The 26,074-nt window shown below is 74.2% G+C and carries 18 protein-coding genes; 11 read left to right on the forward strand and 7 right to left on the reverse strand.

Annotation, left to right across the window (positions count from 1 at the left end; all coding sequences use genetic code 11):
* The first annotated feature begins 30 nt into the window (after positions 1-30).
* From M8542_RS36970 to M8542_RS36980, 3 genes are read left to right on the forward strand one after another with little or no spacing between them, the layout of a single operon-like run.
* Entirely contained in the window at positions 31-927 is an 897-nt protein-coding gene (locus M8542_RS36970) for a helix-turn-helix transcriptional regulator (RefSeq protein ID WP_257924990.1), read from the forward strand.
* A gap of 37 nt (positions 928-964) precedes the next feature.
* Positions 965-2,227, forward strand: a complete 1,263-nt coding sequence (locus M8542_RS36975; protein ID WP_257924991.1) for a cytochrome P450 — start codon at positions 965-967, stop codon at positions 2,225-2,227.
* 27 nt (positions 2,228-2,254) lie between these two features.
* Positions 2,255-3,220, forward strand: coding sequence for an LLM class flavin-dependent oxidoreductase (locus M8542_RS36980; RefSeq protein WP_257924992.1), 966 nt, complete (start codon positions 2,255-2,257; stop codon positions 3,218-3,220).
* Between the two features lie 88 nt (positions 3,221-3,308).
* Here M8542_RS36980 and M8542_RS36985 read toward each other — a convergent pair whose 3' ends face one another.
* The 7 genes from M8542_RS36985 to M8542_RS37015 form a co-directional block, all read right to left on the reverse strand.
* On the reverse strand, positions 3,309-4,715 hold the full coding sequence (locus tag M8542_RS36985; RefSeq protein WP_257924993.1) for a DHA2 family efflux MFS transporter permease subunit: 1,407 nt from the start codon (positions 4,713-4,715) through the stop codon (positions 3,309-3,311).
* 69 nt (positions 4,716-4,784) lie between these two features.
* The gene (locus tag M8542_RS36990) at positions 4,785-5,864 is read right to left on the reverse strand and encodes an HAD-IIIC family phosphatase (RefSeq protein WP_257924994.1); all 1,080 of its coding nucleotides are present in this window, start codon (positions 5,862-5,864) and stop codon (positions 4,785-4,787) included.
* A 12-nt stretch (positions 5,865-5,876) separates the two neighbouring features.
* A complete protein-coding gene (locus M8542_RS36995) occupies positions 5,877-6,839 on the reverse strand; it encodes a 3-oxoacyl-[acyl-carrier-protein] synthase III C-terminal domain-containing protein (RefSeq protein ID WP_257924995.1) in 963 nt (320 codons plus the stop codon).
* A complete protein-coding gene (locus M8542_RS37000; RefSeq protein WP_257924996.1) occupies positions 6,836-7,939 on the reverse strand; it encodes an acyl-CoA dehydrogenase family protein in 1,104 nt (367 codons plus the stop codon). The genes M8542_RS36995 and M8542_RS37000 overlap by 4 nt, the downstream gene beginning before the upstream one ends.
* Positions 7,932-8,204, reverse strand: coding sequence for an acyl carrier protein (locus M8542_RS37005; protein WP_257924997.1), 273 nt, complete (start codon positions 8,202-8,204; stop codon positions 7,932-7,934). Before M8542_RS37005 ends, M8542_RS37000 begins: the two co-directional genes overlap by 8 nt.
* Positions 8,205-8,247: 43 nt before the next feature.
* Complete coding sequence (locus tag M8542_RS37010; RefSeq protein WP_257924998.1) at positions 8,248-8,916, reverse strand: O-methyltransferase; 669 nt, start codon at positions 8,914-8,916, stop codon at positions 8,248-8,250.
* A 41-nt stretch (positions 8,917-8,957) separates the two neighbouring features.
* The gene (locus M8542_RS37015; RefSeq protein WP_308210318.1) at positions 8,958-9,851 is read right to left on the reverse strand and encodes a 3-hydroxyacyl-CoA dehydrogenase family protein; all 894 of its coding nucleotides are present in this window, start codon (positions 9,849-9,851) and stop codon (positions 8,958-8,960) included.
* 37 nt (positions 9,852-9,888) lie between these two features.
* Between M8542_RS37015 and amcB the strand changes: the two genes are divergently transcribed.
* From amcB to M8542_RS37055, 8 genes are all read left to right on the forward strand, one after another.
* A complete protein-coding gene (gene amcB, locus M8542_RS37020; RefSeq protein WP_257925000.1) occupies positions 9,889-10,254 on the forward strand; it encodes a cispentacin biosynthesis acyl carrier protein AmcB in 366 nt (121 codons plus the stop codon).
* 14 nt (positions 10,255-10,268) lie between these two features.
* On the forward strand, positions 10,269-11,453 hold the full coding sequence (gene amcF, locus M8542_RS37025; RefSeq protein ID WP_257925001.1) for a cispentacin biosynthesis acyltransferase subunit AmcF: 1,185 nt from the start codon (positions 10,269-10,271) through the stop codon (positions 11,451-11,453).
* A gap of 386 nt (positions 11,454-11,839) precedes the next feature.
* Positions 11,840-12,364: a cispentacin moiety biosynthesis protein AmcG gene (gene amcG / locus M8542_RS37030; protein ID WP_257925002.1), complete on the forward strand. Its 525-nt coding sequence runs from the start codon at positions 11,840-11,842 to the stop codon at positions 12,362-12,364.
* Positions 12,361-13,701, forward strand: coding sequence for an adenylate-forming 2-oxoglutaryl-ACP ligase AmcH (gene amcH, locus M8542_RS37035; protein WP_257925003.1), 1,341 nt, complete (start codon positions 12,361-12,363; stop codon positions 13,699-13,701). The genes amcG and amcH overlap by 4 nt, the downstream gene beginning before the upstream one ends.
* 13 nt (positions 13,702-13,714) lie before the next feature.
* A complete protein-coding gene (locus tag M8542_RS37040) occupies positions 13,715-15,589 on the forward strand; it encodes an aminotransferase class I/II-fold pyridoxal phosphate-dependent enzyme (RefSeq protein WP_257925004.1) in 1,875 nt (624 codons plus the stop codon).
* A gap of 151 nt (positions 15,590-15,740) precedes the next feature.
* The gene (locus M8542_RS37045) at positions 15,741-17,687 is read left to right on the forward strand and encodes a 2-dehydropantoate 2-reductase (protein ID WP_257925005.1); all 1,947 of its coding nucleotides are present in this window, start codon (positions 15,741-15,743) and stop codon (positions 17,685-17,687) included.
* A 44-nt stretch (positions 17,688-17,731) separates the two neighbouring features.
* Positions 17,732-24,868, forward strand: a complete 7,137-nt coding sequence (locus M8542_RS37050; protein ID WP_257925006.1) for a non-ribosomal peptide synthetase — start codon at positions 17,732-17,734, stop codon at positions 24,866-24,868.
* The gene (locus tag M8542_RS37055) at positions 24,865-26,064 is read left to right on the forward strand and encodes an FAD-dependent oxidoreductase (RefSeq protein ID WP_257925007.1); all 1,200 of its coding nucleotides are present in this window, start codon (positions 24,865-24,867) and stop codon (positions 26,062-26,064) included. Before M8542_RS37050 ends, M8542_RS37055 begins: the two co-directional genes overlap by 4 nt.
* The last annotated feature ends 10 nt before the right edge of the window (positions 26,065-26,074 follow it).

Here is a 26,074-nt window from a genome sequence, read left to right on the forward strand (position 1 = left end):
CCGCGCCGGCCACACCCAGGAGGGGATCGTGTGACCAGTCCCGTGTCGAGCCATGTCCGGCTGCCGGCGGAAGAGGCACCGGCGCCGGACGACGCCGGTGGCGGCCGGCGGCTCCCGATCCCGAGCCAGTACCACCCGCCGGTGGAGAGCGACGAAATCCGGCGGCGGGAGCTCGCCGACTTCCTGCGCAAGCGCCGCGAGAGCACCGATCCGGCCGAGCTGGGGCTGCACCGCGGGGCCCGCCGGCGGACCCCCGGGCTGCGCCGCGAGGAGATCGCGGTGCTCGCCGGGATGAGCCCGACCTGGTACACCTACCTCGAGCAGGCGCGTTCGGTGTCGCCGTCGGCGAAGAACCTCGACGGCATCGCGGACGTGCTCCGGCTCTCGGACGGGGAGCGCGTCTACCTGAGCCGGCTGGCGCAACGGGACCCGATGCACCGGCCGGCCACCGAACAGGACAGCGCCCGGCTGTGGGAGCTGACCAAGGCGCTGAACCCACTGCCCGCCCTCGCCACCTCGCGCTTCGGCGACGTGCTGGGGTGGAACGACGCGGCCGTCGACCAGTACGGCGACTTCGGCCGGATGCCCGACGCCGAGCGGAACCTCCTCTGGTGGATGTTCACCGCCGACGCGGCCCGTGACCGGATCGTCGACTGGGAAGCCGAGGCCCGCGCCCAGGTCGCGCGGCTGCGCTGGGCAGCGGCGGGCTGGTACGGCCACCCCCGGCTCGACGCGCTGGTCGGCGCCCTCACCGCGGTGAGCGACTCGTTCCGGGCGTGGTGGGACAAGCACGCCGTGTACGCCCCGGGCGATCGGATCGTCACGATCCGGCACGCCCGCAGCGGCGAGCAGACGACCACGCGCGTCCTGGACGAGTGGCAGGACGACCTGGGCGACGCCCGGCTGGTCCTGCACGTGCCCGGCTGAGGGCGAAGCCATCCCCACCGACGAAAGGCGACAAGCCGTGCCGCTGCCCCGGGAAAGCACCGCGATCGACGACATCCCGTTGTCCGACATGAGTTTCTGGCAGGCGCCCGTGGCCGAACGCGACGCCGCGTTCGCCCGGCTGCGGGCGTTGCCGGGCCTGGCGTTCTTCCCCGAGCCCGTGCAGCACGTGGTGCCGATGGGCCCCGGCTACCACGCCGTGGTGCGGCACGCCGACGTCGTCGAGGTGAGCAGGCGCCCGGCCGACTTCACCTCCGCGCCGATCGCCACCGCCCTCGAGAACCCCGACCCCGGCTACGCCCACTACTTCGACTCCCTGATCAACTTCGACGGCCCGCGGCACGCGAAGATGCGCCGCGTCGTCAACCGCGCGTTCACCCACCGCGCCGTGCAGCGGCTCGTCTCCGGGGTGCGGGCGACCGCGGCGGGCATCGTCGACGAGCTCGCCGAGCGGGGCCCGTCGGACTTCGTCGAGCACGTCGCCGCGCGGCTGCCGCTGACGGTCATCTGCGACCTCATCGGCATCCCCGAGCGCGAGCGGGCGACCGTCAACCGGCTGTCCACCCTCTTCGTCTGCGCCGCCGACCCGGAGTACACACCCGGCGGTCCGCAGGCGTGGGCGGCCGAAGTGCTGCAGGCCTGCGGGACATTGCAGCAGCTCGTGCTGGACCTGTGCGAGCACCGGCAGCGGCGCCCGGCCGACGACCTGGTGACGGCGCTGTCCACCGCCAACGTCGACGGCGAGCGGCTCACCGCGTCCGAGGTCGGCTCCTTCTTCATCCTGCTCGTCCTGGCGGGCAACGAGACCACCCGCAACGCGCTCGCGCACGCCCTGCGGCTGCTCACCGAGCACCCCGCGCAGAAGGCGTTGCTGACCGCGGATCTCGACGGCCGCCTCGGCCCCGCGGTCGAGGAGATCCTGCGTTACGCGCCGCCGATCAACTGGATGCGCCGGACCGTGGCCCGGCCCGGGGTGGCGCTCGGCGGACTGCGCTTCGAGGAGGGCGAGAAGCTCCTGCTGTTCTACTGGTCGGCCAACCGCGACGAAACGGTGTTCGCCGAACCCCAGCGCTTCGACATCACCCGCGACACCCGGCAGAGCGTCACCTTCGGCGGGTGGGGGCCGCACTACTGCCTCGGCGCGCACCTGGCCCGGCACGAGATCACGGTGCTGCTCGGCGAGCTCCTGCGGCGACTGCCGGGCATCCGCGCCGCCGGCCCGCCCGACCGGCTCGTCGCCGGCTTCGTCAACGGGGTCAAGCGGCTGCCCTGCGAGTTCTGACCACGACCACCTCCGGAAAGGACGTCGATGCGGTTCGGTTTCGCGCTCGACTTCGGGTCCACCCTTCCCTTCGCCGAACGCCTGCGGACCGCCGAGCCGCTGCTCGCCCGGGCGCGGGAAGCCGGGATCGAATCGGTCTGGGCCGGCGAGAGCTACCACCACCGGCCCGGGCCGTTCCACCTCCCGGCGCCGCTGCTGACGCTGGCCCACCTGGCCGCCCTCACCCCGCTCCGGCTGGGGACCGGGGTGCTGCTGGCGCGTGCGTACCACCCGCGTCGCCTCGCGCTCGAAGCGGCGATGGTGGACCAGATCAGCGAGGGCCGGCTGACGCTGGGCATCGGCCTGGGCGAGGACGCGCTGCGCGGCGCCCTCGGCGGCCCGGACCTCCCCGGCGGGGCCGCGTTCGACGCACTCCTCGACGGGGTGCGCCGGGAGTGGCGCGACGCCGCCGGTGACGGGCTCCGGCCGGGGCCGGTGCAGCCGGGCGGGCCACCGATCCTCGTCGGCGGGTTCAGCGAGGCCGCGGCGGTCCGCGCCGCCACCGCCGGCGACGGCTGGTACGCGGCGACCGGATACTCCGACGACCTGGTGCGCACCCAGGCCGCCCGCTACCTGGCGCGGCTGCCGGCGGGCCGCGAACCGCTCGTCGCGGCGAACCGGCTGTGCCTGATCGCCGCCGACCGCGCCACCGCCCGGGCGCGCGCCGCGCACCACTTTCGCGAGGTGTACGAGTTCTACGGCGCGCTGGGAGCATGGAACCTCCCCGTGGTGTACGACCCGACGGCCACTCCCACGCCCGGGAACACCGTCGGCGACGCGGCGCCGGTGCTGGTCGGCACGCCGGACGACGTGCTGGCGCACCTGCGCCGGTACCGCGAGTGGGGGGTCACCGATGTGCACCTGCGGATGGCGCCGGTCGCCGCCTCCGCCGAGGTGGCGTTGGAGACCATCTCGTACGTCGCTGAGCGGATCGTGCCCGAGCTCGGGGGGTGATCGGGGTGGCGCCGGTCAGGGGACTGTCGGTGTGCGGTGAGCCGGTGCTCGGTCGCGCGCGTGGCCGAGCTGGGGTTGATCGGTGCGGTCAGGTGCCCACCGTGACCCGGCGCTCGGCCCGGCGCAGGACCGCGGCCGGAATCGCGGTGCACACCGCCGCCCCGAGGACCCACCAGAACGTCGTGGCGAAGGCGGCAGCCTGGCCGGCCGGAGTCATCGCGCCCGTCAGCCCCGCTTGCAGCACCAGTGTGAAGAGCGCGGTGCCCGCCGAACCGCCGAAACGCTGACCCATGTTCAGCTGGACCGTCGCGTCGCCGATCTTCGACGGCGCGATCGCCCGGTAGGAGGCCGCGATGGCCGGCACCGAGCACGCCCCGATGCCCACCCCGCGCAGGACCATCACCAGCTGCAGGAACCAGTACGGCGTGTCGTCCCGCAGCAGCACGAACGGGATCGTCGCCGCCACCGTCAGGACGGCCGCGGCCAGCAGGGTCGAGCCGCTGCCGATGCGTTCGATCAGCCGGCCGCTGAGCAGCAGGGCGGCCGCGACGCCCGCGCCCTGCGGCAGCAACAGCAGGCCGGTCGTGACCGTGTCCTCGTGGCGCACGATCTGGAAGTACAACGGCATCAGGATGACCGCGCCGAAGATCGAGACCCCGACGAAGAAGTTGCTGGTGGCCGCCGCGCGGTAGCGGGCGTCCCGGAACAGGCGGAGGTCCGCGACCGGGTGCGCGGCGCCGCGGGCGCGCACGACGAACCCCGCGAACAGCACGACGGCCACCAGCAGCACGACGGCGACCACCCACGGCCCGCCGCCACCCGCGATCCCGAGGTTGGCCAGGCCGTACGTCAGCGCCACGCTGCCCAGGGTGATCGCCACGAGCCCGGGCAGGTCCGGGGCCGGCACCGCGGTGGTGCCGTCCGCGGGCAGCAGCCGGAGCGCGAGCACCACGGCGAGCACGCCGATCGGGACGTTCACGAAGAAGATCCACGGCCAGCCGCCGTGGGCGAGCAGCAGGCCGCCGATCGTCGGGCCGAGCGTGGGCGCCAGGATCGACGACGCCGACGTCAGGCTCAGCACCCGGCCCATCCGCGCCGGGCCGGCCTCCCGGGCCAGGATCATCTGCCCGACGGGCATCGACAGGCCGCCGGCCAGGCCCTGCGCCGCGCGCAGCGCGATCAGCACCCCGGCGGAGCCGGCGAACCCGCACGCCAGCGAGGTGAGCGTGAAGAGCGCGATGGCGCCCACGTACACCGTCCGGGCGCCGAAGCGCGCCGCCGCCCAGCCGGTCACCGGCAGCACGGCGGCCATGGCGAGCAGGTACGCCGTCACCAGCCACTCGACCGTGGTGAGCGGCGAGCCGAGGTCCGTCGAGAGCCGCCGCAGTGCCACGTTGACGACCGTGGAGTCCAGCAACGTCATGAAGGACCCGACGACGACCACGACGATCATGCGCCGCAGCGCGGGCGACAGCGGTTCGGACGCCCCGGTCATCACGCCCCCTCCGTCACGGTGTGTCCCCCGACGCCGGACAGCCGGTGAAGACCGATCGTATCGGCCCGCTCAGCTGTTCGCCCTCGGCGTGAGACCGGCCGCGGTGACCCGCATCGTCGTCTCGGGTGGCTGCGGTGCGGGAACCAGGTGGAGCCGCTGCACCTCGCCGGGCGACCCGGTTCCGGCGTGACACGCGCATTCCGCGTGCTCCAGACCGGCGAAGCGGTACGCGATCTCCATCATGCGGTTGCGTTCGGTGCGCCGGAAGTCGGCCAGCAGGTGCACGTTCGCGCGCGCCGCCGCGTCGACGATCCGGCGGAGCAGGACCGAGCCGACGCCGCAGGCCACGACCCGGCAGGAGGTCGCGAGCAGCTTGATCCGCCAGGCGGCGGCGAGCCGTTCGAGGAGGATCACGCCCACGGCGCCGTGCGGGCCGAACCGGTCGGCGAGGGTCGCGACGAGGACTTCGTGGGCCGGGTCGGCGACGAGCGCGTCGAGCGTCTCCCGCGAGTAGGGGATGCCGGTGGCGTTGAGCTGGCTCGTCCGCCGCGTCAGCTCCTCGACGCGGGCGAGGTCGCCCGGCCCGGCCCGGGCGACGACGAGTTCCATGCCGAGGCTCTTCAGGAACTCCTCGTCGGGGCCGCGGAAGGCGGCCCGGTCCGCCTCGCGCCGGACCCGCGCCTGGTACATCGCCCGCCGCCGGGTCGCGTCGGCGGTCACCGTGGCCGGGCTGAACTCGGGCAGCCCGGTCAGCGAGGCGGCCCGCTCGGCCGGGTAGCAGCGGATCCGGGGCAGGGACCGGGAAACCTCGGCGCGCTCGAAGGGCTGGTCGTCGACGAAGGCGACCGTGCTTTCGGCGAAGCCGAGTTCGGCGACGATCGCGCGCACGGCGTCGGACTTGCGGCCCCAGCCGATGCGCGGCAGGACGAAGTACTCGGCCACGGCCAGCTCTTCCAGGCGCTGCCAGGCGTGTTCGTGGTCGTTGCGGCTCACGACGGACTGCAGCACGCCCCGCCGGTCCAGTTCCACGACCACGCGGCGGATCTCGTCGGCGACGTGGACTTCGGGGTCCTCCAGGAGCGTGCCCCGCCACAGCGTGTTGTCGAGGTCCCAGATCAGGCACTTCACGAGATCTTCCTGCGGGCTCACGGATCCCTTCCCCTAGAACTCCCAGAGGGTGGCGGTCCACGCCGCCACCGGGCTGTTGCTCAGGACGAGCACGAGATCGCCGGGCCGGAGCCCACCACTCGCCCGCACCCGGTCGAGGTTGAGGACGACGTCCATCGCGCCGAGGTGGCCGAAGCGGGCCAGGTGTTCGCCGCACACCGGGTGGACGCGCAGCCCGAGCGACCGTTCGTAAAAGGTGTACGCGCTCGCGGTCACGTTCGGCAGGAGGGTGGTGGCGACGTCCGCCTTGGTGGCGCCGGCCTCGGCGAGGACCTCCTCGACGAGGTGGCCGAGCCGGGTGCGGCTCTGCATCGCCAGGTCGAACCGGTACTGGTCGAGGTCGCGGCACTCCTCCCGCCACCGCGCCAACGGCGTGTCCTTGTAGTCCACCCGGAACAGGCCGTGGAACCGGCCGTCGGCCGCCATCCGGTGGGCCCTGAGCACCGGGCGCCCGTCGCGGACCAGGGTCATGGCGAAGGCGCCGTCGCCGATCACCGTGACGGGGAAGCGGATCCGGTCGACACCGGTCGGCCGGCTCGCGTAGGTGATCATGACGCTGTCGCGGGCCGGGTCGGCGACGAGCAGATCCCTCGCCAGCGACCACGCCGCGGCCGAGCCCGCGCAGCCGAGGCCGTCGAGGGTGAACGGGAACGTGTCGCGCAGGCCGCTCTCGAACTGGATGTGGCAGGCGTCCGAGCCGATCAGCACCTCCGGCGCGCGGGAGCCGATCGCGATCAGCTGGTCCGGCACGCGCGGGTCATCGGCGAGCAGGTCCCGGCAGGCCTGCGCGGCCAGGTCGACCGGTGTCTTCCCGTCGAAGACCCCGACCGTCCGGACGCCGCTGTGCGCCACGAACTCCCGTTCCCGCGCACCCAAGCGCCGCGTTTCCGGCAGTTCGGCCACCTCGACCAGGTCGCCGGGGAGCAGGCACGCGATGGCGCCGATGCCGATGGTCACGAATGCTCCTCGATGGCTCGGCGGGCGAGGACGAGCTGGCAGATCTCGGACGTGCCTTCGATGAGCTCCATCAGCTTCGCGTCGCGGTAGGCGCGGGCAACGACGTGCCCGTCCTGCGCCGCGGCCGAGGCCAGGACCTGCACGGCACGCGCGGCCCCCGCGGCGGCGTTGCCCGACGCCACGTACTTGGCGAGAACGGCGTCGGTCACCAGGTCCGGCGAGTTCCGGTCCCAGCTGTCGCTGGCCCGTTCGCACGCGAGCGTCGCGGTGCGCTCGGCGACGTGGAGGTCGGCGACGTGCCGGGCGACGAGCTGGTGCCCGGCGAGCGGCGTCCCGAACTGGTGCCGGGCGCCGACGTGGCGGACCGCGGCGGCCAGGCAGGCCCGCAGCATGCCGACGCAGCCCCAGGCGACCGACAACCGGCCGTGGGTCAGCGCCATGGTGACGAGCACGGTCATCGGCAGCCGGGACCCGGCGAGCAGAGCGGAACGGGGCAGCCGCACGGAATCCAGCCGGACGTTCGAGTGCCCGGCGGCCCGGCAGCCGAGCGGGTCGGGGATCTTCTCGACCGTGACGCCGGTCGCGGTGGCCGGGACCGCGGCGATCGCCGCGCCGGATCCGTACGTTCCGGCGACCAGCAGCAGGTCCGCGTACGCGGCCGCGGTCACCCAGACCTTCTCGCCGGAGACGACGATCCCGTCGGTGTCGGCGGAGTCGGTGATCCGGGTCGCGACGGCCGAGAGGTCGCTGCCGGCTTCCGCCTCGCTGAAGCAGACCGCCGCGAGGTCCCCGCCGGTGAGCCGGGCGAGCAGGCCGGCGCGCTGCTCGCGGTCGCCGAACCGCCGGATGGTCCAGGCCGCCATGCCTTGGGACGTCATGACGCTGCGAAGCGAGCCGCACAGGCTGCCCGCGTGCGCGGTCAGCCTGCCGTCGGCCAAGCCGGACAGGCCGAGGCCGCCGAACTCGGCGGGAACGGCCGCGCAGAGGACGCCTTCGCCGCCCAGCCGGCGCAGCAGCTCCCGGGGGAGCGCACCCGCGACGTCCCAGGAGCCGGCGTGCGGCCCGGCCGCTTCGGTCAGGAGCGCGGCCGGGTCAGCCACCGGCGGTGATCCGGGTGATGAGCGCGACCATGGTGTCGACGGTGCGGAAGTTCTTCATGCTCAGGTCGTCGCCCTCGATGGTGATGCCGTAGGTCTGTTCGATGTGGACGACCAGTTCCATCGCGAAGATGGACGTGACGGCGCCGGAGGCGAACAGGTCGGACGTGGGGGCCCAGGACTGCCGCGTCCTCGTCTCCAGGAACCCCGTCAGCTCCGCGCGGGCGGACTGCGCGGTGAGCTTCCCGGCATCGGCGATGTCTGTCATGGCTCACTCTTCTCCGGTCGGTGCGGGCTGGGGGCCGGCGAGGTCAGCCGGGACGTTTCCGGGCGATGGTCACGCCGTCGGCGATGGCGAGCAGGGCGATGTCCACGCGGGGGTCGTCCCGCAGCCGCGCGTTCAGCTCGGCGACGGCCAGGGTCGCGGGGTCGGTGGCGGCCGGATCGACGACCCGGCCGAACAGGAGTGTGTTGTCCACGACGACGAGTCCGCCGGGGCGGACCAGCGCGAGCGCGTGTTCGTAGTACGGCACCGAGTTTTCCTTGTCGGCGTCGACGAAGACGAAGTCGAAGCTCTCCGGGCCGTCCCGCCGGAGCAGGTCTTCGAGCGTCCCGAGCGCGTCGCCCAGCCGGAGGTCGACGCGGTCCTCGACCCCGGCGCGCCGCCAGTACCGGGTCGCGATGCCGGCCCAGGTTTCGCTGATCTCACACGTCACCACCCGGCCGCCCGGGGGGAGCGCGCGGGCGAGGCGAAGGGTCGTGTAGCCGGTGAACGTCCCGACTTCCAGGATCGAGCGGGCGCCGGTGCTCGCGGCGAGCAGGCCCAGGAACTGGGCTTCCTCGGGCATCGCCAGCATCGTTTCGAGCGCGGGGAACCGCGCCGTCTCCCGGCGCAGGTCCGCCAGGACCTCGTCCTCGTCGAGCGACACGCGCCGGACGTAGGCGGCGAGATCCGCGTCGATGGTCAGCTGTCCGGCCACTTCGTGCCTCCCCGGGGTTCGCGTGTCGTCAGTGCGGTTCGTCAGTACGGGTAGAAACCCCGGCCGGACTTCCGCCCGTGGTCGCCGGCCGCCACCTTCGCCAGGAGCAGCCCGGCCGGGCGGAAGGTGTCGTCGCCGGTCCGGTCGAAGAGCACGGCGAGCGAGTCGGCGAGGTTGTCGAGGCCGATCAGGTCCGCGGTCCGCAGCGGGCCGAGCGGGTGCCCGAGGCAGTTCTGCATGAGCAGGTCCACGTCCGCGGCCGAGGCCCGGCCCTCTTCGACGATCTTGATGGCGTCGTTGATCATGCGGTGCGAGACCCGGCTGGTGACGAACCCGGGACCGTCGCCGACCTCGACGCCGGTGCGCCCGAGCCGCGCGAGCAGCGCCGACGCGCCGGCTCGGATCGCGTCGGAAGTGCGGGATCCGGGGACCACCTCGACGGTGGGGACGAGGTAGGCGGGGTTCATGAAGTGGATGCCCAGCACGGTTTCCGGGTGCGGGACGCCGGCCGCGAGCTCGTCGACCGGGATCGACGAAGTGTTGGTCACGATCGGCACGTGCGGGCCGACGGCGTGGGAGAGGGCGGCGAGCACCCGGGTCTTCACAGCGGCGTTCTCGACGACGGCCTCGACCACGGCGTCGGCGGGCACGCCGTCGTCGAACACGGCGTCGTCGACCGAGGTGGTCGCGCGCACCGCGCCGAGCGGGGCGTCGCGGTCGAGCGCGCCGGTGAGCGTGGCCAGCCGGAGTTCGCGGGCCACCCGGCCCGGGGCGGACGCCGCCTTCGCCGGGTCGACGTCGACGAGCACGACGTCGAGCCCGCGGGAAACACCGAGGGTGGCGATGCCGATTCCCATTACCCCGGCACCGACGACGGTCAATCGAATTCTGCCGTCCGCTTCGTTCACAGGATTCCCCAGTTCCGCATCGACCACGGAATGTTCCAGGGGGCCGCCGGGGTGTCAACATCCGGTGCCCGATCGGGCCTGCCCGATCGGCGACTACGGGAGACATCGATTGCCCGTCAACGGTTTCGTGATGGTCGCGGCGGGTCGGCTCGTGTACCGTCGAGCCATGTTTTCCCTTTCGGCAGACGAGGTCGAATCGAGGATCAAGCGAATACTGGTGGAGGACGCCTATCTCGATCTGCCGGTGGATTCCATTCGCGCGTCCGACGGGCTGGCCGTCGATCTCGGCCTCGACTCGCTCGGTTTCACCGAACTGCGGGTGCAGTGCGAGCGGCAATTCGCCACGAAGATTCCCGACGAGCAGTTCAACTCCGTCCGCTTCCACTCCGTCGGTTCGGTGCGCGACCTGATCCTCGAACTGCACCGCTGAGGATGGCCGGACCGGTGACGCCCCCGCGCGACGACCCGATCGCCGTCACCGGGATGGCGTGGGACACCGCGCTCGGTTCCGGGATCGAGGAAGTCTGGCAACGGGTGCTGGCGGGGGACGACGGCTTCCGGGCGTTCCCGTCGGCCGTCCCGGTGCGCAACGAACTGGCGGCCCGGCTCGCCACCGGACCGCGGCCGGGCGGCTTCGCCGAGCAGTACGTGGCCGTCACCACCGGAACCGCTCGCCGGGCGCTGGCGGACGCCGGGCTCGCCGACGCGACCGGCTGCCGGCTGGTGTTCGGGACCAGCCTCGGCCCGCACGCGGACGCGCCCGCGGCCGGCTCGCTCCACGCCTGGGCCGCGGAGACGGGGCGGCGGCTGGCGGTGGCGACGGCACCCGTCGCCGTTTCGACGGCGTGTTCGGCGGGTTCGGACGCGCTGACCGTCGCGGCCACCCTGATCCGCGCCGGCCGGGCCGACCGCTGCCTGGCCGGCGGCGTGGACCTGCTTTCCCCCGCGAAGCTCCTGGGGCACTCGGCGATGGGTGTGATGTCCCCGACGGTGCTGCGGCCCTTCGACACCGGCCGGGACGGCACCCTGCCCGGTGAAGGGGCCGCGGTCCTGGTCGTGGAGCGGCTGAGCGCCGCGCGGGGGCGAGGGGCTCCGGTGCACGGGTTCCTCCGCGGGTGGGGCTCGGCCAACGCCGGAACGTCGCTCAACGAGCCCGACACCTCCGGGGTCAGCGGGGCGCGGGCCGTGCTGCGGAGTCTCGCCACGGGCGGCTGCGAGCCGGCCGACGTCGGCGTGATCAGCTTGCACGGCACCGCGACGGCGGCCAACGACGACGCCGAGGCGGAGGTCGTGCGCCGGGTCTTCGGCGCCGGCGCGCGCGGTCCGGTCGTGCTGGCCGCCAAGGGCGCCTTCGGGCACACGCTCGGCGCGAGCGGGGCGATCGAGACCGTGCTCGCGCTGCTTGCCCTCCGGGATTCCACGGCCCCGCCGATCGCGCACCTGCGGGCCGCGCCGCCGGATTTCCCGCTACCGCTGCCGATCGGCGCGCCGATGGCGGTCTCGGGCGAGTTCGCGCTGAACCTCACCCTGGGCATCGGCGGCTTCACCACGTGCCTGCTGCTGCAACGAGGAGACGACGCAGGCCGACGCGATCTCTCCCGGCCCGCCTCGTCCGGGGCGATCCGGTGAGTGCCGCGATGAGGAGGCGGCGGATGCCTACCCGATCCCCCGACTCTCACGAGTCCCGCCTCGTTGTGGGCGCTGTGATGAGGAGGCGGCGGATGCCTACCCGATCCCCCGACTCTCGCGAGTCCCGCCTCGTTGTGGGCGCTGTGATGAGGAGGCGGCGGATGCCTACCCGATCCCCCGACTCTCGCGAGTCCCGCCTCGTTGTGGGCGCTGTGATGAGGAGGCGGCGGATGCCTACCCGATCCCCCGACTCTCGCGAGTCCCGCCTCGTTGTGGGCGCTGTGATGAGGAGGCGGCCCATGCCGACGCGATCCCCCGACTCCCGCCCCCGTGAGTCCCACCTCGCTGCGGGTGACCCGGCGAGCGCTGCAACGAGGAGACGACGCATGCGGACGACGCGATCCCCGGACTCCCTCCCGGCCAGCCTCGTCGCCGGCGATCCGGTGAGCGTGGTCGTCGCCGACCTCGGCGACGTCGAGCGGCGTGGTCCGCGCAAGTTCGCCGATCCCGCCGCGTGGCTGGTCCGGTCCGCGCTGGAGCGGGCCCGGCCCGCGGGGCCCGCCGGCGGCGCCGTCGGGGTGATCGGGATCAGCGAGGTCGCCACCCGGCAGACCCTGCTGGCCGTGGCCGCGGACGCCGCGCTCGGGCACAGCTCGCCGCGCCGGTTCGTCGCGGCCGGCCCGGGCACCTTGATCGGTCTCGGCTGCGTCGAACTCGGCTACACCGGGCCGAGTCTCCTGCTCACGATGCCCGAGGCGCCCGGGCGCGAGCTGGCCGGCGTGCTCGCCGAGGACTGGCTCACGAGCGAACCACCCGCTGCCGATAGCGTCGCGATCGTTTCGTACACCGTCGACGCGCCGGACGCGCACCGCGCGACCTGTCACTGGGTCGCGGCCGGGGCGTCGGCGTGACGCTCGACCCGGGCGTGCTCGAAGAGTTCCTCGGGCGGCTCCGGCCCACCGAGCCGACGCCGCCGCCGACCGCCGGACTCGCCGAGCTGCCGATCGCCCCGGGCGACGTCGTCGTGCTCGCGTTGCCGAACAGCGCCCGTCTGGTGCGTGCCTACTTCGGGTGCCTGCTCGCGGGTTACGTCCCGGTGCTCATGGCGCCGTCGACGCCCGGGCCGCGGATCGCCGAGACCGCGGCCCGGCTGGGCGCCGCGGCGATCATCGGCACCCGGGCCAGGGCGAGCGCGGACGCCCGCCGGGCAGGCGACCTGGACGTCGTGCTCTGCGCGGGGCACCAGCGCCGCCGGCACCGGCCGGGGCAGGCCATCCTGCTGACATCGGGCACGTCGGGGCCTGCCACCGGGTGCCTGCACGACGTCTCCGCACTGCTGCGCAACGCGCGGCGGCACGCGGCCGCGGTCGGGCTCACCGCGGCGGACCGGGTCCTGATCACGCTGCCGCTGTACTACTCGTTCGCCCTGGTCGGACAGCTCATGGGCGCGCTGGTCAGCGGGGCGACGCCGGTGCTGGGCGGACCGCCGTTCAACGCGGGGGAGTACGCCGGAGTGCTCGCGCGAGAGGGCATCACCCACGCTTCGCTGACCCCGATCCTGGTCTCGGCCCTCCTCGACGACGGCGCGGTGCTGCCGGCCGGCCTGCGCGCGCTGACCGTCGGCGGACAGGCGCTCGCCCCCGCGCGGACCGCGGACCTGCTCGGCCGGCACCCCGGTCTGGAGCTGTACCTCACCTACGGGCTCACCCAGGCCGGCCCGCGCGTGACGACGCTGGCCGCCCACCGCGAACCACCGCACCGCCACCACTCCGTCGGCGTGCCGGTGGACGGCGTGCGGGTGTCCCTCCGCGACGTCGGGCGTGGCCCGCGCGAGCAGGAGGTCCTGGTCCACTCGGACACCCTCTTCGTCGAGCGGGTGGGCGTCGCGCGTGAACGGGCCGCCGCGGAACTGCTGCCCGGCCCGGTCCTCGCGACCGGCGACCTCGGCCACCTCGACGAAGCCGGCTACCTCTACCTCACCGGGCGGCTCACCGACTTCGTCGAGGTGCGTGGGGAGAAGGTGTCGCTCGCTTCGCTGCGGGCGATCGCCACCTCGCTGCCGGGGGTGACCGGGGCGCGGGCCGCCCACGACGCCGTCGCCGACGTGATCGCCCTCGACCTGCACGTCTCCCCGGATGGGATCGACGAGGCCGCGCTGCGGCGGCGGCTCTTCTCGCTGCTGGCCCCGCACGAGCGGCCGGGCCGCCTCACCTTCCACGACGCCGTCGAGGTCAGCTCGTTCAAATGACCCAGGGAGTGCCATGACGGACCGCGAAACCACCACCACCGTCGACGTCGTGTGCCTGGCCTCTTCGGGCGCCTCGGCCCGGGAGTTCGCCCGGTGGCGCGAAACGGCCGGGGCGGCGTGCCGGATCGTTCCTCTCGACCTGCCCGGACGCGGGAGCAAGGTGCGCCGCCCGCCGGCACGCACCCTGGACGACGTCGTGGGCGGGCTGCTCGACGAACTGCCGGCGGAGCGCGAGTACGCGCTGTTCGGCCACAGTTTCGGCGGCTTGCTCGCCTACGAACTCGCGCGCCGGGCCGCGGCCGAGGGCCGCGCGCTGCCCCGGTTCGTCGTCGTCGCCGCGTGCCGCCCGCCCCACGACGTCTCGTCGGCCCTCTTCGCCGAAGCCGCCGAGCTGGGCGACGGCGAGATGCTCGACGCGCTCGGCGCGGCCGGCCTGATCTCCGGCAGCCTGCGCGACTCGCCCGCCGCGAGCGTGGTCGTTCCCGCGCTGCGGGCCGATCTGCGGGTGCTGGCCGGGTACGTCCCGCCGGAGCCGGACCGGGCCGCGGTCCCGGTCGACCTCGTCTCCTGGTTCGGGGTGGCCGACCGGGCCGTCTCCGGGCAGACGGCCGCGAAGTGGCGTTCCTACACGTCCCGGTCCTGGTCGCTGCGGGCGTTCGAAGGCGACCACTTCTTCGTGCGCGAACAGGGGACCGCGTGCGCGGAGGTCCTGGCGAAGCTCGCGATGTCGCGGGGAGTCACCCCCGTCTCGGCGGCCGTGCGCCGGGTGCGGGCCGTGTCCCTGCGGCCCACCGAGAGCGTTCCGGCCGGCCGTGGGGTCGCCCTCAACATGGGGGAACCCGACTTCGCCACCCCGTCGGTCATCGTCGACACCGCGATCGAAGCGCTCCGAGACGGCACCACCCACTACGCCGATCTCAACGGCGACCCGGAGCTGCGCGCGTTGATCGCCGCGCAAGCGAGCGCGGCCGGCGTGCGCGCGGTGTCCCCGGCGGACGTCCTGATCTCGCACGGCGGGACGGCCGCGGTCACCGCGTCCGTGCTGGCGGTGGTCGACCCCGGTGACCGCGTCGTCGTCCCCGAACCGGTCTACGCGCTCTACGCCGACGCCGTCGGCTTGGCCGGGGGCGAAACCGTGCACGTTCCGGGCACGCCCGCGCACCGGCTCGACTTCGACGCGCTCGCTCGCGCGCTGCCCGGCGCGAAGCTCGTCGTGCTCTGCAACCCGGTCAACCCGACGGGGGTCGTGCACTCCGCGGCCGAGCTGGCGGAGCTGGGCCGGCTCGCCGCGGACGCCGGCGCGCTGGTGCTCGTCGACGAGGCCTACGCGCACCTGGTCCACCCCGGCTGCGAGTTCACCGGCGCGCCGGCCGTCGAGTCGCTCGCCGATCGGCTGATCCACGTCCAGACGCTGTCCAAGACCTACGCGATGACCGGCTGGCGGATCGGGTACGCCGTCGCGCCGCCCGAAATCGCCCAGGCGATCAAGCTGGTGCACCGGACGGTGAACGGCCCGGTGAACTCGGCCGTCCAGCGGGCCGCGCTCACCGCGCTGCGCCACGGGCCCGGCCTGGCCGACGGAATGCTCGCCGCGTACACCGAGCGACGGGACGCGGTCCTAGCCCGGCTCGACGCCATGCCCGGGGTCTCCGCGGTGCGTCCCGACGGCGCGTTCTACGTGCTCGTGCGCTACCCGGGCGAGCGTCCTTCGGGCGAGGTCGCGGCGCTGCTCGGCGAGCACGGCGTGGCCGTGCGGGCCGGACGCGAGTACGGGCCCGGCGGCGAAGGGCACGTCCGCATTTCGTTCGCGACGGACCTGGCCACCCTGCACGCCGGGCTGGACCGCATGGCCGAGGTGTTCGCGTTGCTGTGTCGGGAGGTGGGATAACGGTGGGGGAATCCGGTCGTGGACTCGGCCATGTCGTGCTCGGTGCCGGTGGTGTGGGGTTGGCGCTGGTCGCCGCGGCGGCCGGGGTCAGCCTGCACGCCGGGTTGGACTGGGTGGCTGAGGTGTTCGCGTTGCTGTGTCGGGAGGTGGGATGACGGTGCGGGAACCCGGTCGTGGACTCCGTCACGCGGTGCTGGGCGCCGGTGGGGTCGGGCTGGCGCTGGCCGCCGAGCTCGCTCGCGCGGGCAGTGACGTCACCCTCGTCCTCCGGGAGACCTCGCTGCCCACGTACCCCGGCTCGATCCGCGTCCGCCGGGCCGACGTCGACGACGTCGTGGTGGCCGTGCCCGCCGTGGCGCGGCTCGAGCGTCCCGTCGACGTCCTGTGGGTCGCGGTCAAGGCGCCGCAGCTGGACGCCGCCGTCGCGGCCGTGCCCGCGGGGAGCGTCGAGCGGGCGCTGGTCGTCCCGCTGCTGAACGGCGTCGAGCACCTGGCGGTCCTGGAAGCGGTGTTCGGGGACCGGGTCGTGGCCGGCGCCATCCGCGTCGAGGCGCGGCGGACGGGGGCGGGCGAGGTCGTCCGGGACTCCCTGTTCACCGAGCTCGAGCTGGCCGGCCCGCCCGCCGGGCTCGTCGCGGAGCTGGAGCGAGCCGGGATCGGTGTCCGGGCCGCCGAGGACCCCGCCGGGATCCTCTGGCGCAAGCTGGCGTTCCTCGCGCCGCTGGCGTTGGCGACCGCCGTGGCGGGCCCGGTCGACGCGGTTCGCCGTGACTCGGTCGTCGAGGACCTGATGAAGGACTGCGCGGCCGAAGCCTGCGCCGCGGCGGCCGGGCTGGGGGTGCGCGTGGACGCCCGCCGCGTCACCCGGCTCCTCGGCGCCCTGCCGGGCCGGACCACCAGCTCGTTGGCCCGGGACCTGAGTGCGGGCACGGCGGGCGAGCTCGACGCGATCGGCGGCGCCGTGCTGCGGGCCGCCGCCCGCGCGGGAGTGCCCGCACCGGCCACCCGGACCCTGTTCGACCGCGTGCTCGCCCGCCTCCACGGCGAGGCCGGGAGCTGCCGCGGCTGGCTGCTCGTCGCGCCGCACGAGTTCCGGCGGGTGCGGTTGCCGGTCCCCGGCGCCGCGTCCCTCGAGCCCGGTCAGGTCGTGCTCGAAGTGCTCGCCGGCGGGATCTGCGGCAGCGACCTGCCCTACGTCCGCGGGCGGGTCCACGCGACGCTCCCGGACACGGCGGACGGCGCCGCGCACCTGCCGGGCTTCCCGCTCCACGAAGTCGCCGGCCGGGTGCTCGCCTCGGCGGACCCGGAGCTCGCGGTGGGCGAGCGGGTGGTCGGCTGGGCGAGCCGGTGGTCCGGGCTGGCCGGCGTCGTCGTGAACGACGCGGCGGACCTGTTCGCCCACGACCCGGGCCTGACCCCCGCCGAGGCCGTCGTGCTGCAGCCGCTGGCGTGCGTGCTGGCCGCGTTCGACGACCTCGGCGACCTTCGCGGGCGCCCGGTGACGGTGCTCGGCCTCGGGCCGATCGGGCTGCTGGTCTGCCACGTGGCGAAGGCCCGGGGGGCGGCCCGGGTGACCGGCGTCGACCGGGTCGACCGCGGTGCCGTCGCCGGGGCGTTCGGCATCGACCAGGTGGTCCGCAGCTCGACCGACCGGTGGGCCGCGAGCCACGCGGGCCGGGTCGGCGGCGTGCTCGTCGAAGCGATCGGGCACCAGGTCGGCACGCTGACCGACGCCGTGCTCGCGGCGGCCGAGGGCGCCCGCATCCACTACCTGGGCATTCCCGACGACGACGTCTACCCGCTGTCGGTGAAGTCCCTGCTGCGCAAGCGGCTGACCCTGAGCGGCGGGTGGCTGGCGCGGGGCCGGCGCGCCGCGCTGGCGGCCGCCCAGGAGTACGTCGGGCACTGGCCGGAGCTGGTGCCGGACCTGGTCACCGACGTCGTTCCGTTCGACGACGCGCCCCGGGCCTACGAGCTGGCCGCCGCGGCGCGCCGGGGCCGGCTCAAGGTCGTCATCGACTTCGAGGGCGCCGGCTCAGCCTGGAACCCGGCGCGGCAGGCAAGTGGGATTCTGGATCCGCCTTCCACACCGCCCTAGCTTCGACCGGTGGGTTTCTCACCGACGCACGCTGGGGCTGACTGGTGATTCTTACGCGACAGAGCGGGCTGACCTCGGCCCAACAGGACATCTGGGCCGCGCACGAACGGTTTCCGCGCCTGCCGCAGTACAACGTCTTTCTCAGCAAGCGGTTTTCGGGTCCGGTGGACCTCGAAGCCTTGCGGGCCAGCGTGAACGAGACGCTCGCGCACGCCGACGCGTTCCGGTTGCGGTTCGGCGAGCAGGACGGCGTCCCGCACCAGTGGACGCACGCCGACGCGCCGGCCGCGCGGGTGCTGGACCTCTCCGCCGCCGGCGATCCCGGCCAGGCGTGCCACGACTGGATCACGGCGGACTTCGACCGGCCGCTCGACGTGCGCGTGGCCGCGGTCGAAGCGGTTCTGCTGCGCGAAGGCCCGGCCGCGGTGCACCTCTACGTCAAGGCCCACCACATCGTCACCGACGCGTTCGGCCTGGGGCTGTGCTTCGCGCGGATCGAGGCCGGGTACGCGGCCCGCGTCGAAGGCGGTGCCACCCCGGCCGAACCGCCGTCCTACCTCACCGCGGTCCCCGACGACGCCGGCTACCGCGCCTCCGCCCGGCACGACGAGGACCGGGAGTACTTCCGCGCCGCGCTGGACGGGGTGGTCCCGGCGCTGTTCGACCGGCGGGCGCCCAGCGGCTCGCGGCACAGCGCGCAGTACTCGTTCACGCTGCCCCGGCAGCTGCTCGACGAGGTCGAGCGGCGCGGCGAGCCGGTGTTCGCGGTGCTCGCCGCCGCGTTCGCGACCTACCTGTGCCGGGTGCACCGCGGCGACGAGGTCGTGCTCGGCGTGCCGCTGCTCAACCGGCGAGGCACACACCTCCACACGATCGGCCACTTCGTCAACACGCTGCCGTTGCGCGTGCGCGTCGACGGCGCGTCGACGGCGGCCGAGCTGGCCGGCCTGGTCCGGGCCGCGAGCCGGGAGCTGCAGCGCCGCGAGCGGCTCGCGATCGGCGACCTGCTGCGCGACCGGCCCGCGGGGGCGCCCCGCGACCTGTTCGACGTGACGCTGTCCTACGTGCGGTGGCCCGGCACGCCGCCGCCCGCCGGCCTGCGCGCCGAGATCCGCGGCGGCACCCGCGCCCACGACTCCGACGTGCTCGCCGTGGTGGTGAACGACTTCGGCGACCGGGGCCCGGTCCGCGTCGACCTCAGCCACGCCCTCGACGTGTTCGACGAGGACTTCCCGGTCGAAGCGCTCGCGCGGCACGTGTGCACCCTGGTGACGGCGATGGTGCGCGAGCCGGACCGGCCGCTGCGTGAGCTGCCGCTGCTGGACGACGACGAGCGGCACGAAGTGCTCTACGGCCGCAACGCGACCGAGGCGGCGTTCCCCGCCGAAGCGACGCTGCACGGGCTGTTCGAAGCGCAGGTGGCCCGGACCCCCGGCCGCGTCGCGGTGGTGCCCGCCTCCGATGCCACCCCGCTGACCTTCGCGCAGCTCGACGCCGAGGCGAACCGGCTCGCCCACGCCCTGCGGGCCGACGGCGTCGGCCCGGGTGACGTGGTCGCCGTCCTGCTGGACCGCGGCCCGCTGCTGCCGGTGGCGTTGCTGGCGGTGCTGAAGGCCGGCGGCTGCTACCTGCCGGTCGAGGCGGGCCACCCGGCCGAACGCGTCCGCTTCATCCTGGACGACAGCGGGGCCAAGGTCGTCCTGACCGCGTCGGACCAGCCGGAGCCGGCCGGGACCACCGCGCGGGTGCGGCACGTCGACACCCGGCTCGACGGCCCGGACACCCCGCCGGCCCCGCTCGCCACCGCGAACGACCTCGCCTACGTCATCTACACCTCCGGGACGACGGGCCGGCCGAAGGGCGTGCTGATCGAGCACCGCTCGGTGGTCAACCGGTTGCACTGGATGCAGCGGCGCTACCCGATCGGGGACGGCGACGTGCTGCTGCAGAAGACACCCGCGTCGTTCGACGTCTCGGTGTGGGAGCTGTTCTGGTGGTCGTTCACCGGGGCCCGGCTGGCGCTGCTGCCGCCCGGCGTGGCGGGTGACCCCGAGGTCGTCCTGGACGTCGTCGAGCGCGAGCGGGTCACGGTCGTGCACTTCGTGCCGTCGCTGTTCGGGCCGTTCCTGGAGACCGTCGCGGCCCGCGGCCGGCCGGACTCGCTGCGCCGGGTGTTCTGCAGCGGCGAGGCGCTGCCGCCGGCGCAGGTGAACCGGTTCCACGAGCTCTTCGCCGGCACGGCGGAGCTGGTGAACCTGTACGGCCCGACCGAGACGACGATCGACGTCTCCTGGTTCGACTGCCCACCCGGGCCGGTGCGGCGCGTCCCGATCGGCCGCCCGATCGACAACACCCGGCTCTACGTGCTCGGCCGCGACGACCGGCCGCAGCCGGTGGGCGTGCCGGGGGAGCTGCACGTTGCGGGCGTCGGCGTGGCCCGGGGCTACCTCGGCCGCGACGAGCTGACCCGGGCGAAGTTCGTCGCCGACCCGTTCGTGCCGGGCGGGCGGATGTACCGCACCGGCGACCTCGCGCGGTGGCTCGCCGACGGCTCGGTCGAATACCTGGGCCGCACCGACGACCAGGTCAAGGTGCGCGGCAACCGGGTGGAGCCCGGCGAAGCCGCGCATCGGCTCGCGGAGCTGCCCGGGGTGCGCGACGCGGTGGTGGTCGACCACCGCTCGCCCGAGCTGGGTGTGCACCTCGTCGGCTACTACGTCGCCCCGGAGGAGATCGACCCGGTGCACCTGCGCGCGCAACTTTCGCGGATACTGCCCGGCTACTTGGTCCCGGCCCGGTTCGCGCGCGTGGACAGTATCCCGCTCACTCCCCACGGCAAGACCGACCGCCGGGCACTGCCCGACGTCGGCCGGGTGGCGGCCGGCCCGGCGCCGCGGACCGACGTGGAGGCGGTGCTCGCCGAGGTCTGGGCCGACGTCCTGGGCGTGCGCGCGGTCGGCGCGCACGACGACTACTACGCGCTCGGCGGCGACTCCATCCTCATGCTCCGGGTGCGGGCCGGCGCGGCGCGGCGGGGACTCACCGTGACGCTGGCGGACCTGGTGGCGCACCCGACGATCGCGGAGCTCGCCCCCTTCGCCACCCTCGCGGAGGAGACCGCGCCGGCGGAACTCGCCCCCTTCGCTCTGGTGTCCGAAGCGGACCGGGCACGCCTGTCCGGCGCGCAGGACGCGTACCCCGTCACGCCGATGCAGCTCGGCGTGCTGTTCCACAGCCGCGAGGACGAGGGTTCCGCGGTGTACCGCGACGTGTTCCGCTACACCTTCGCCGTCGACTGGGACGAGGCGGCGTTGCGCTGGGCGTTCGGCAGGCTGGTGCGCCGGCACCCGGTGCTGCGGACCTCCTACGACCTCGTCGGGTTCGCCGAGCCGCTGCAGGTGGTGTGGCCCGCGGTCGAGGGCGCGCTGTCGGTGGCCGACCTGCGGGCGGCGGGCGAGGACCGGGCCGAAGCGGTCGTGCGGGCGCACATCGAAGAGCGCCGGTTCCACGACTACACCTTCCACGAAGCGCCGCTGTACCACTTCGGCGTGTTCGTCCGGCAGTCCACTGTGGACATCGTGTTCAGCTTCCACCACGCCCTGCTCGACGGCTGGAGCGCGGGCACGCTGATCGCCGAGCTGTGCCGGGACTACCTGTGCGGGCTGGGCGCGGACGTCGAGCCGGTGCCCGCGGGTGACCCGCCTTCGCCCGCCTGGCACGTGCTCGAGGAACGCCGTGCGCGGGCCGACGAGCGGGCACGGCAGTTCTGGCGGACGGCGCTGGACGGCGCGACGCTGCTGCAGCTCGACCCGTACGCGCCGCACGAGCCACCTCAGGCCACGCGGACGCCGGTGCGGTGGTTCGACCTGCCCGACGGCCTGGCCGAAGCCGTGCGCGGCTTCGCCGCCGAACACGGCGTCCCGGCCCGTTCGGTCTACCTGACCGCGCACTGCCTGACGCTGCGTCTGCTCGCGGGCGCGGCCGACGTCACCACGGGCCTGTTCACCCACGGCCGGCCCGAGGTCACCGGCGCGGACCGCACCACGGGCCTGTTCCTCAACACCGTGCCGATCCGGCTCGCCGGGGAGCAGGACAGCCGCCTCGGCGTGGTGCGTGAGGTGCTGCGCCAAGAGCGTGCGGCGTACCCGTACCGGCGCTACCCCCTGAGCGCGATCCAGGACGACCGCGGCGGCGACACGGTGCTGGAGACCGGCTTCAACTACGTCGACCTGCACGTGCTGGCGCCGGTGCTCGCCGCGCCGGAGATCGAGCTGCTCGACGTGCAGGCGTTCGAGGAGAGCAATTTCGCGTTGATCGTGCACCTCGTCACCAGCCCGGTCGACCGGCGGCCGCGGCTGCGGGTGGACCCCGGCCGCGGGTTCACCCCAGCGCAGGCGGAGCTGATCGCGCGCACCTACCTGAGCATCCTGCGCCGCACGGTCGAAGCACCCGGGGAAGCGCCGGACTTCCGGTTCCTGGCCGCGCCACCACGCTTCGTCCCGCCACCCGAAGTGCCGCCGCGGCACGTGCTCGACCGGCTCGCCGACCACGTCGAGCGGGTGCCCGACGCGATCGCGGTGGCCTCGGGCGAGCAGCGGTGGACCTACCGGCGGCTCGGCGAGGAGGTCGACCGGATCGCCGGCGGGCTGCTCGCCCGCGGTGTGGACCGCACCGGGTGCGTCGGGATTGCCATGGACCGCTCGCCCGAGATGATCGCCGCGGTGCTGGGGGTCGTGAAGACCGGCGCCGCCTGCGTGCCGCTCGACGTCGGCTACCCGAAAGAGCGGCTGGCGCTGATGATCGAGGTCGCCGGCCCGCGGTTCGTGCTCGTCCATGACCGGCACGCGGACCTGATCGGCGACCGGGACCTGGTCCTGCCGATCGGCTCGGTCGGCGCCCGGCCGGGAGCGGTCATCCCGCCGTGGCCGGAGGTCACACTCGAGGACACCGCGTGCGTCCTGTTCACCTCCGGCTCGACGGGCCGGCCGAAGGGGGTGGAGCTGCCGCACCGGCCGTTCGCCCACTACCTGGAGTGGCAGCTCGGCCCGGAAGGCGCGGCCGCCAACGCGCTCGGCGGGAAGACCCTGCAGTTCGCCCCGCTGAGCTTCGACGTGGCCTTCCAGGAGATCTTCGCGACGCTCGGCGGCGGGGGCACGCTCCAGCTGATCACGGCGGAGCACCGGCGCGACCCGGCGGCGCTCGCCCGGCTGATGGACCGCGAAGAGGTCGAGCGGATCTTCGTTCCCTACGTCGCACTGCAGCAGCTCGCCGAGACCGCGCGGCTGCTGGACATCCGGCCGCGGGCCCTGCGGGTGATCGTCTCCTCGGGGGAGCAGCTGCGGGTGACGGACGAAATCCGCTGGCTGTGCGCCCAGCGCCCGGGCACGGTGCTGGAGAACCAGTACGGCCCCACCGAAACCCACCTCGTCACCAAGTTCACGATGACCGGCGACCCGGCCGCGTTCCCCGCCCTGCCGCCGATCGGCCCCCCGGTCGGCTACCTCGAGGTGCACGTGCTCGACGACGCACGGCACCCGGTCCCCGAGGGCGCGGTGGGTGAGGTGTACGTCGGCGGAGTCGGGCTGGCGCACGGCTACCGGGGACAGCCGGAGCTGACCGGCAAGGCGTTCGTGCCGCACCCGTGGCGTCCCGGCGCGCGGCTGTACCGGGTGGGCGACCTCGCTCGCGTGCTGCCCGACGGCACCCTCGGCTACCTGGGCCGCGCGGACAGCCAGGTCAAGGTGCGCGGGTTCCGGGTGGAGCCCGCGGAGGTCGAGTTCGCGGTGCTGGCGCTGGCCGACGAGCACCCCGGCATCCGCGAGGTGGCCGTGGTGGCCCGCCGCCGCGACGCCGGTGACGCGTTCCTCGCGGCCTTCCTGGTCGGGGACGCGGAATCGGTGGACCTCGGCGAAGTCCGCGCCCGGCTGCGCGCGACGCTGCCGGAACACCTGGTGCCGTCGTACTTCACGTGGCTGCCCGCCCTGCCGATCACCCCGAGCGGCAAGCGCGACGACGCGGCTATGCGTGCGCTGCCGCTCGCCGAGCGAACCGCGACCGAGGTGACGCCACCGCGCGACGAGCGCGAACGGCTGCTCGCCGACCTCGTGTCGGGCCTGCTCGGCCGCTCCGCGATCGGTGTGCACGAAGACTTCTTCGCCGCGGGCGGCACTTCGCTCACCGCGATGCGGCTGATCGTGCTGATCGAGAAGGCGTTCGGCGTCCCGTTGCCGCTGGCGGCGTTCGTGTCCGCGCCCACCGTCGCCGAACTCGCCCGGCGGATCGACGCCGGCGCCGTGCCGCACGCGTTCGACCCGCTCGTGCCGATCCGGCCCGGTGGCGCCCGGCCACCGCTGCACCTGGTGCACCCGTTGGGCGGCAACGTGCTCTGCTACGTGCGGCTGGCCCGGCACCTGCCCGGCGACCAGCCGGTGTACGCCCTGCAGGCGGCCGGGGCGGCCCCCGGCACCCGCCCGCTGGCCACCATGGCCGACCTGACCCGGTCCTATGTGGACGCGGTGCGGCGGGTCCAGCCCGAAGGGCCGTACCGGATCGCGGGCTGGTCGTTCGGCGGGTTCGTCGCCTTCGAGATGGCACGGCAGCTGCGCGCGGCGGGGGAGACCGTCGAGCACCTCGTGATCGTCGACGCGATCGCCCCGGAGCCGCCGGAACGACGGGCGCCCGATCCCGCCCCGGACGCGTTGCTGGAGTGGTTCTACTGGGAGCTGCTCTGGGCCGACGCGGGCGCGAGCACGCGCGTCGAGCCGATCCCGGCCCGGCTTTCGCGCGAAGAGAAGTTCGACCTCATCGCCGAGCACGCCGCGGCGGCGGGCATCCTGCCGCCCGCCGCGGCCCGCGTCACCGTGCGCCGGCTCTTCGAGGTGTACCAGGCGAACTGGGCGGCGCTGGTCGCCTACCGGCCCGGTGTCGCCGATCTGGACCTGACCCTGCTGCGCGCCGAACAGCCGCTGCCCGCGGCGTTGCTGCCGATGCACGGCAGGCGCACGGCCCACCAGGACCCGGCCAACGGCTGGGGCGGCTTCACCACCGGGAAGCTCGACGTCGTCGGGGTCCCGGGCGATCACCTCAGCCTGATGGACGAGCCGAACGTGCGTGCCGTCGCCGACGCGATCACCGCCGTCCTGCGGGAGGCACGCCCCGTCGGAGGAGGAGTCACCCCATGACCACTCGCACGTCGCTCAAGGCGATCATCGCGGGCGCCGGCATCGGTGGCCTGACCGCGGCCGCGACCCTGCGGCAGGTCGGCCTCGACGTCGAAGTCTACGAACGGGCCAAGGAGCTGAAGCCCGCCGGCGGCGCCCTGTCCCTGATGTCCAACGCCGTGCTCGCGCTGCGCACCCTCGGGCTCGACCCGGATTTCGGGGCGCACGCGGCGATCCTGGCGGACCTGCATTTCGTCACCACTCAGGGCCGGCCGATCAAGACACTGCGGTTCCGGGAGCTCACCGAGCGGCTGGGCGCGCACAGCTACGGCATCCACCGCACCGACCTGCAACGCGTGCTCCTGGACGCGGTCGGGGACACCCCGATCACACTGGACGCGGCGGCCACCGGCTTCGACACCGACGACGACGGGGTGACACTGCACCTCGCGGACGGCCGCTCGGTGCGCGGTGACCTGCTCATCGGCGCGGACGGGTTCGACTCCGCGGTGCGCCGCGGGCTCGTCGGACCGGAGTCGCCCCGCGAACCGGGCTGTGTCTGCTGGTTCGCCACCCCCTTCCACACCGACCCGAAGTTCCCGCACGCCTACGGCGCGCACTACTGGGGCAGCGGCAGGCGGTTCGGCGTCGCGAACATCGGCTCGGGCCGCATCTACTGGTGGGGCACCAAGAACGTGCCGCCGTCGGTCGCCCGTGCGTGGCGCGGGAACCGCGAAGACGTGCTGGAAACCTTCGCCGGGTGGGCACCCGAGATCGCCCGGCTGATCGAGGCCACGGCCGAGGACGAGATCCTCGTCGTGCCGGCCCGGGACCGCCCGTTCCTGGAGCGGTGGGGGCGGGGCCGGGTGACCCTGCTCGGCGACGCCGCCCATCCCGTGCACGCGTCGCTCGGCCAGGGCGCGGGTCTCGCCATGGAGGACGCGGCGGTGCTGGCCCACCACCTCGCCGGCGCCGAGGACGTCGTGGCCGCGTTGCGCGGCTACGAGGACGAACGCCGGCCGCGCACCCGCCGGATGGTGGAGCTGGCGTACGCCATGTCGAAGATGGAGCAGTGGGAGGGGCCGGTGCGGGTGGCGCTGCGCAACGCGTACTTCCGGTGCCTGCCCCGGGCGGCCATCGACCGGCGGAACCGGTCACTGCTGGAGTTCACGACCACCAAGGACTTCCGCCCGGAAGCCGAATCCCCGAAAGCGTGAGAGGAGCACC

The sequence above is a fragment of the Amycolatopsis iheyensis genome (genome assembly GCF_024703995.1).
Lineage (GTDB): Bacteria > Actinomycetota > Actinomycetes > Mycobacteriales > Pseudonocardiaceae > Amycolatopsis > Amycolatopsis iheyensis.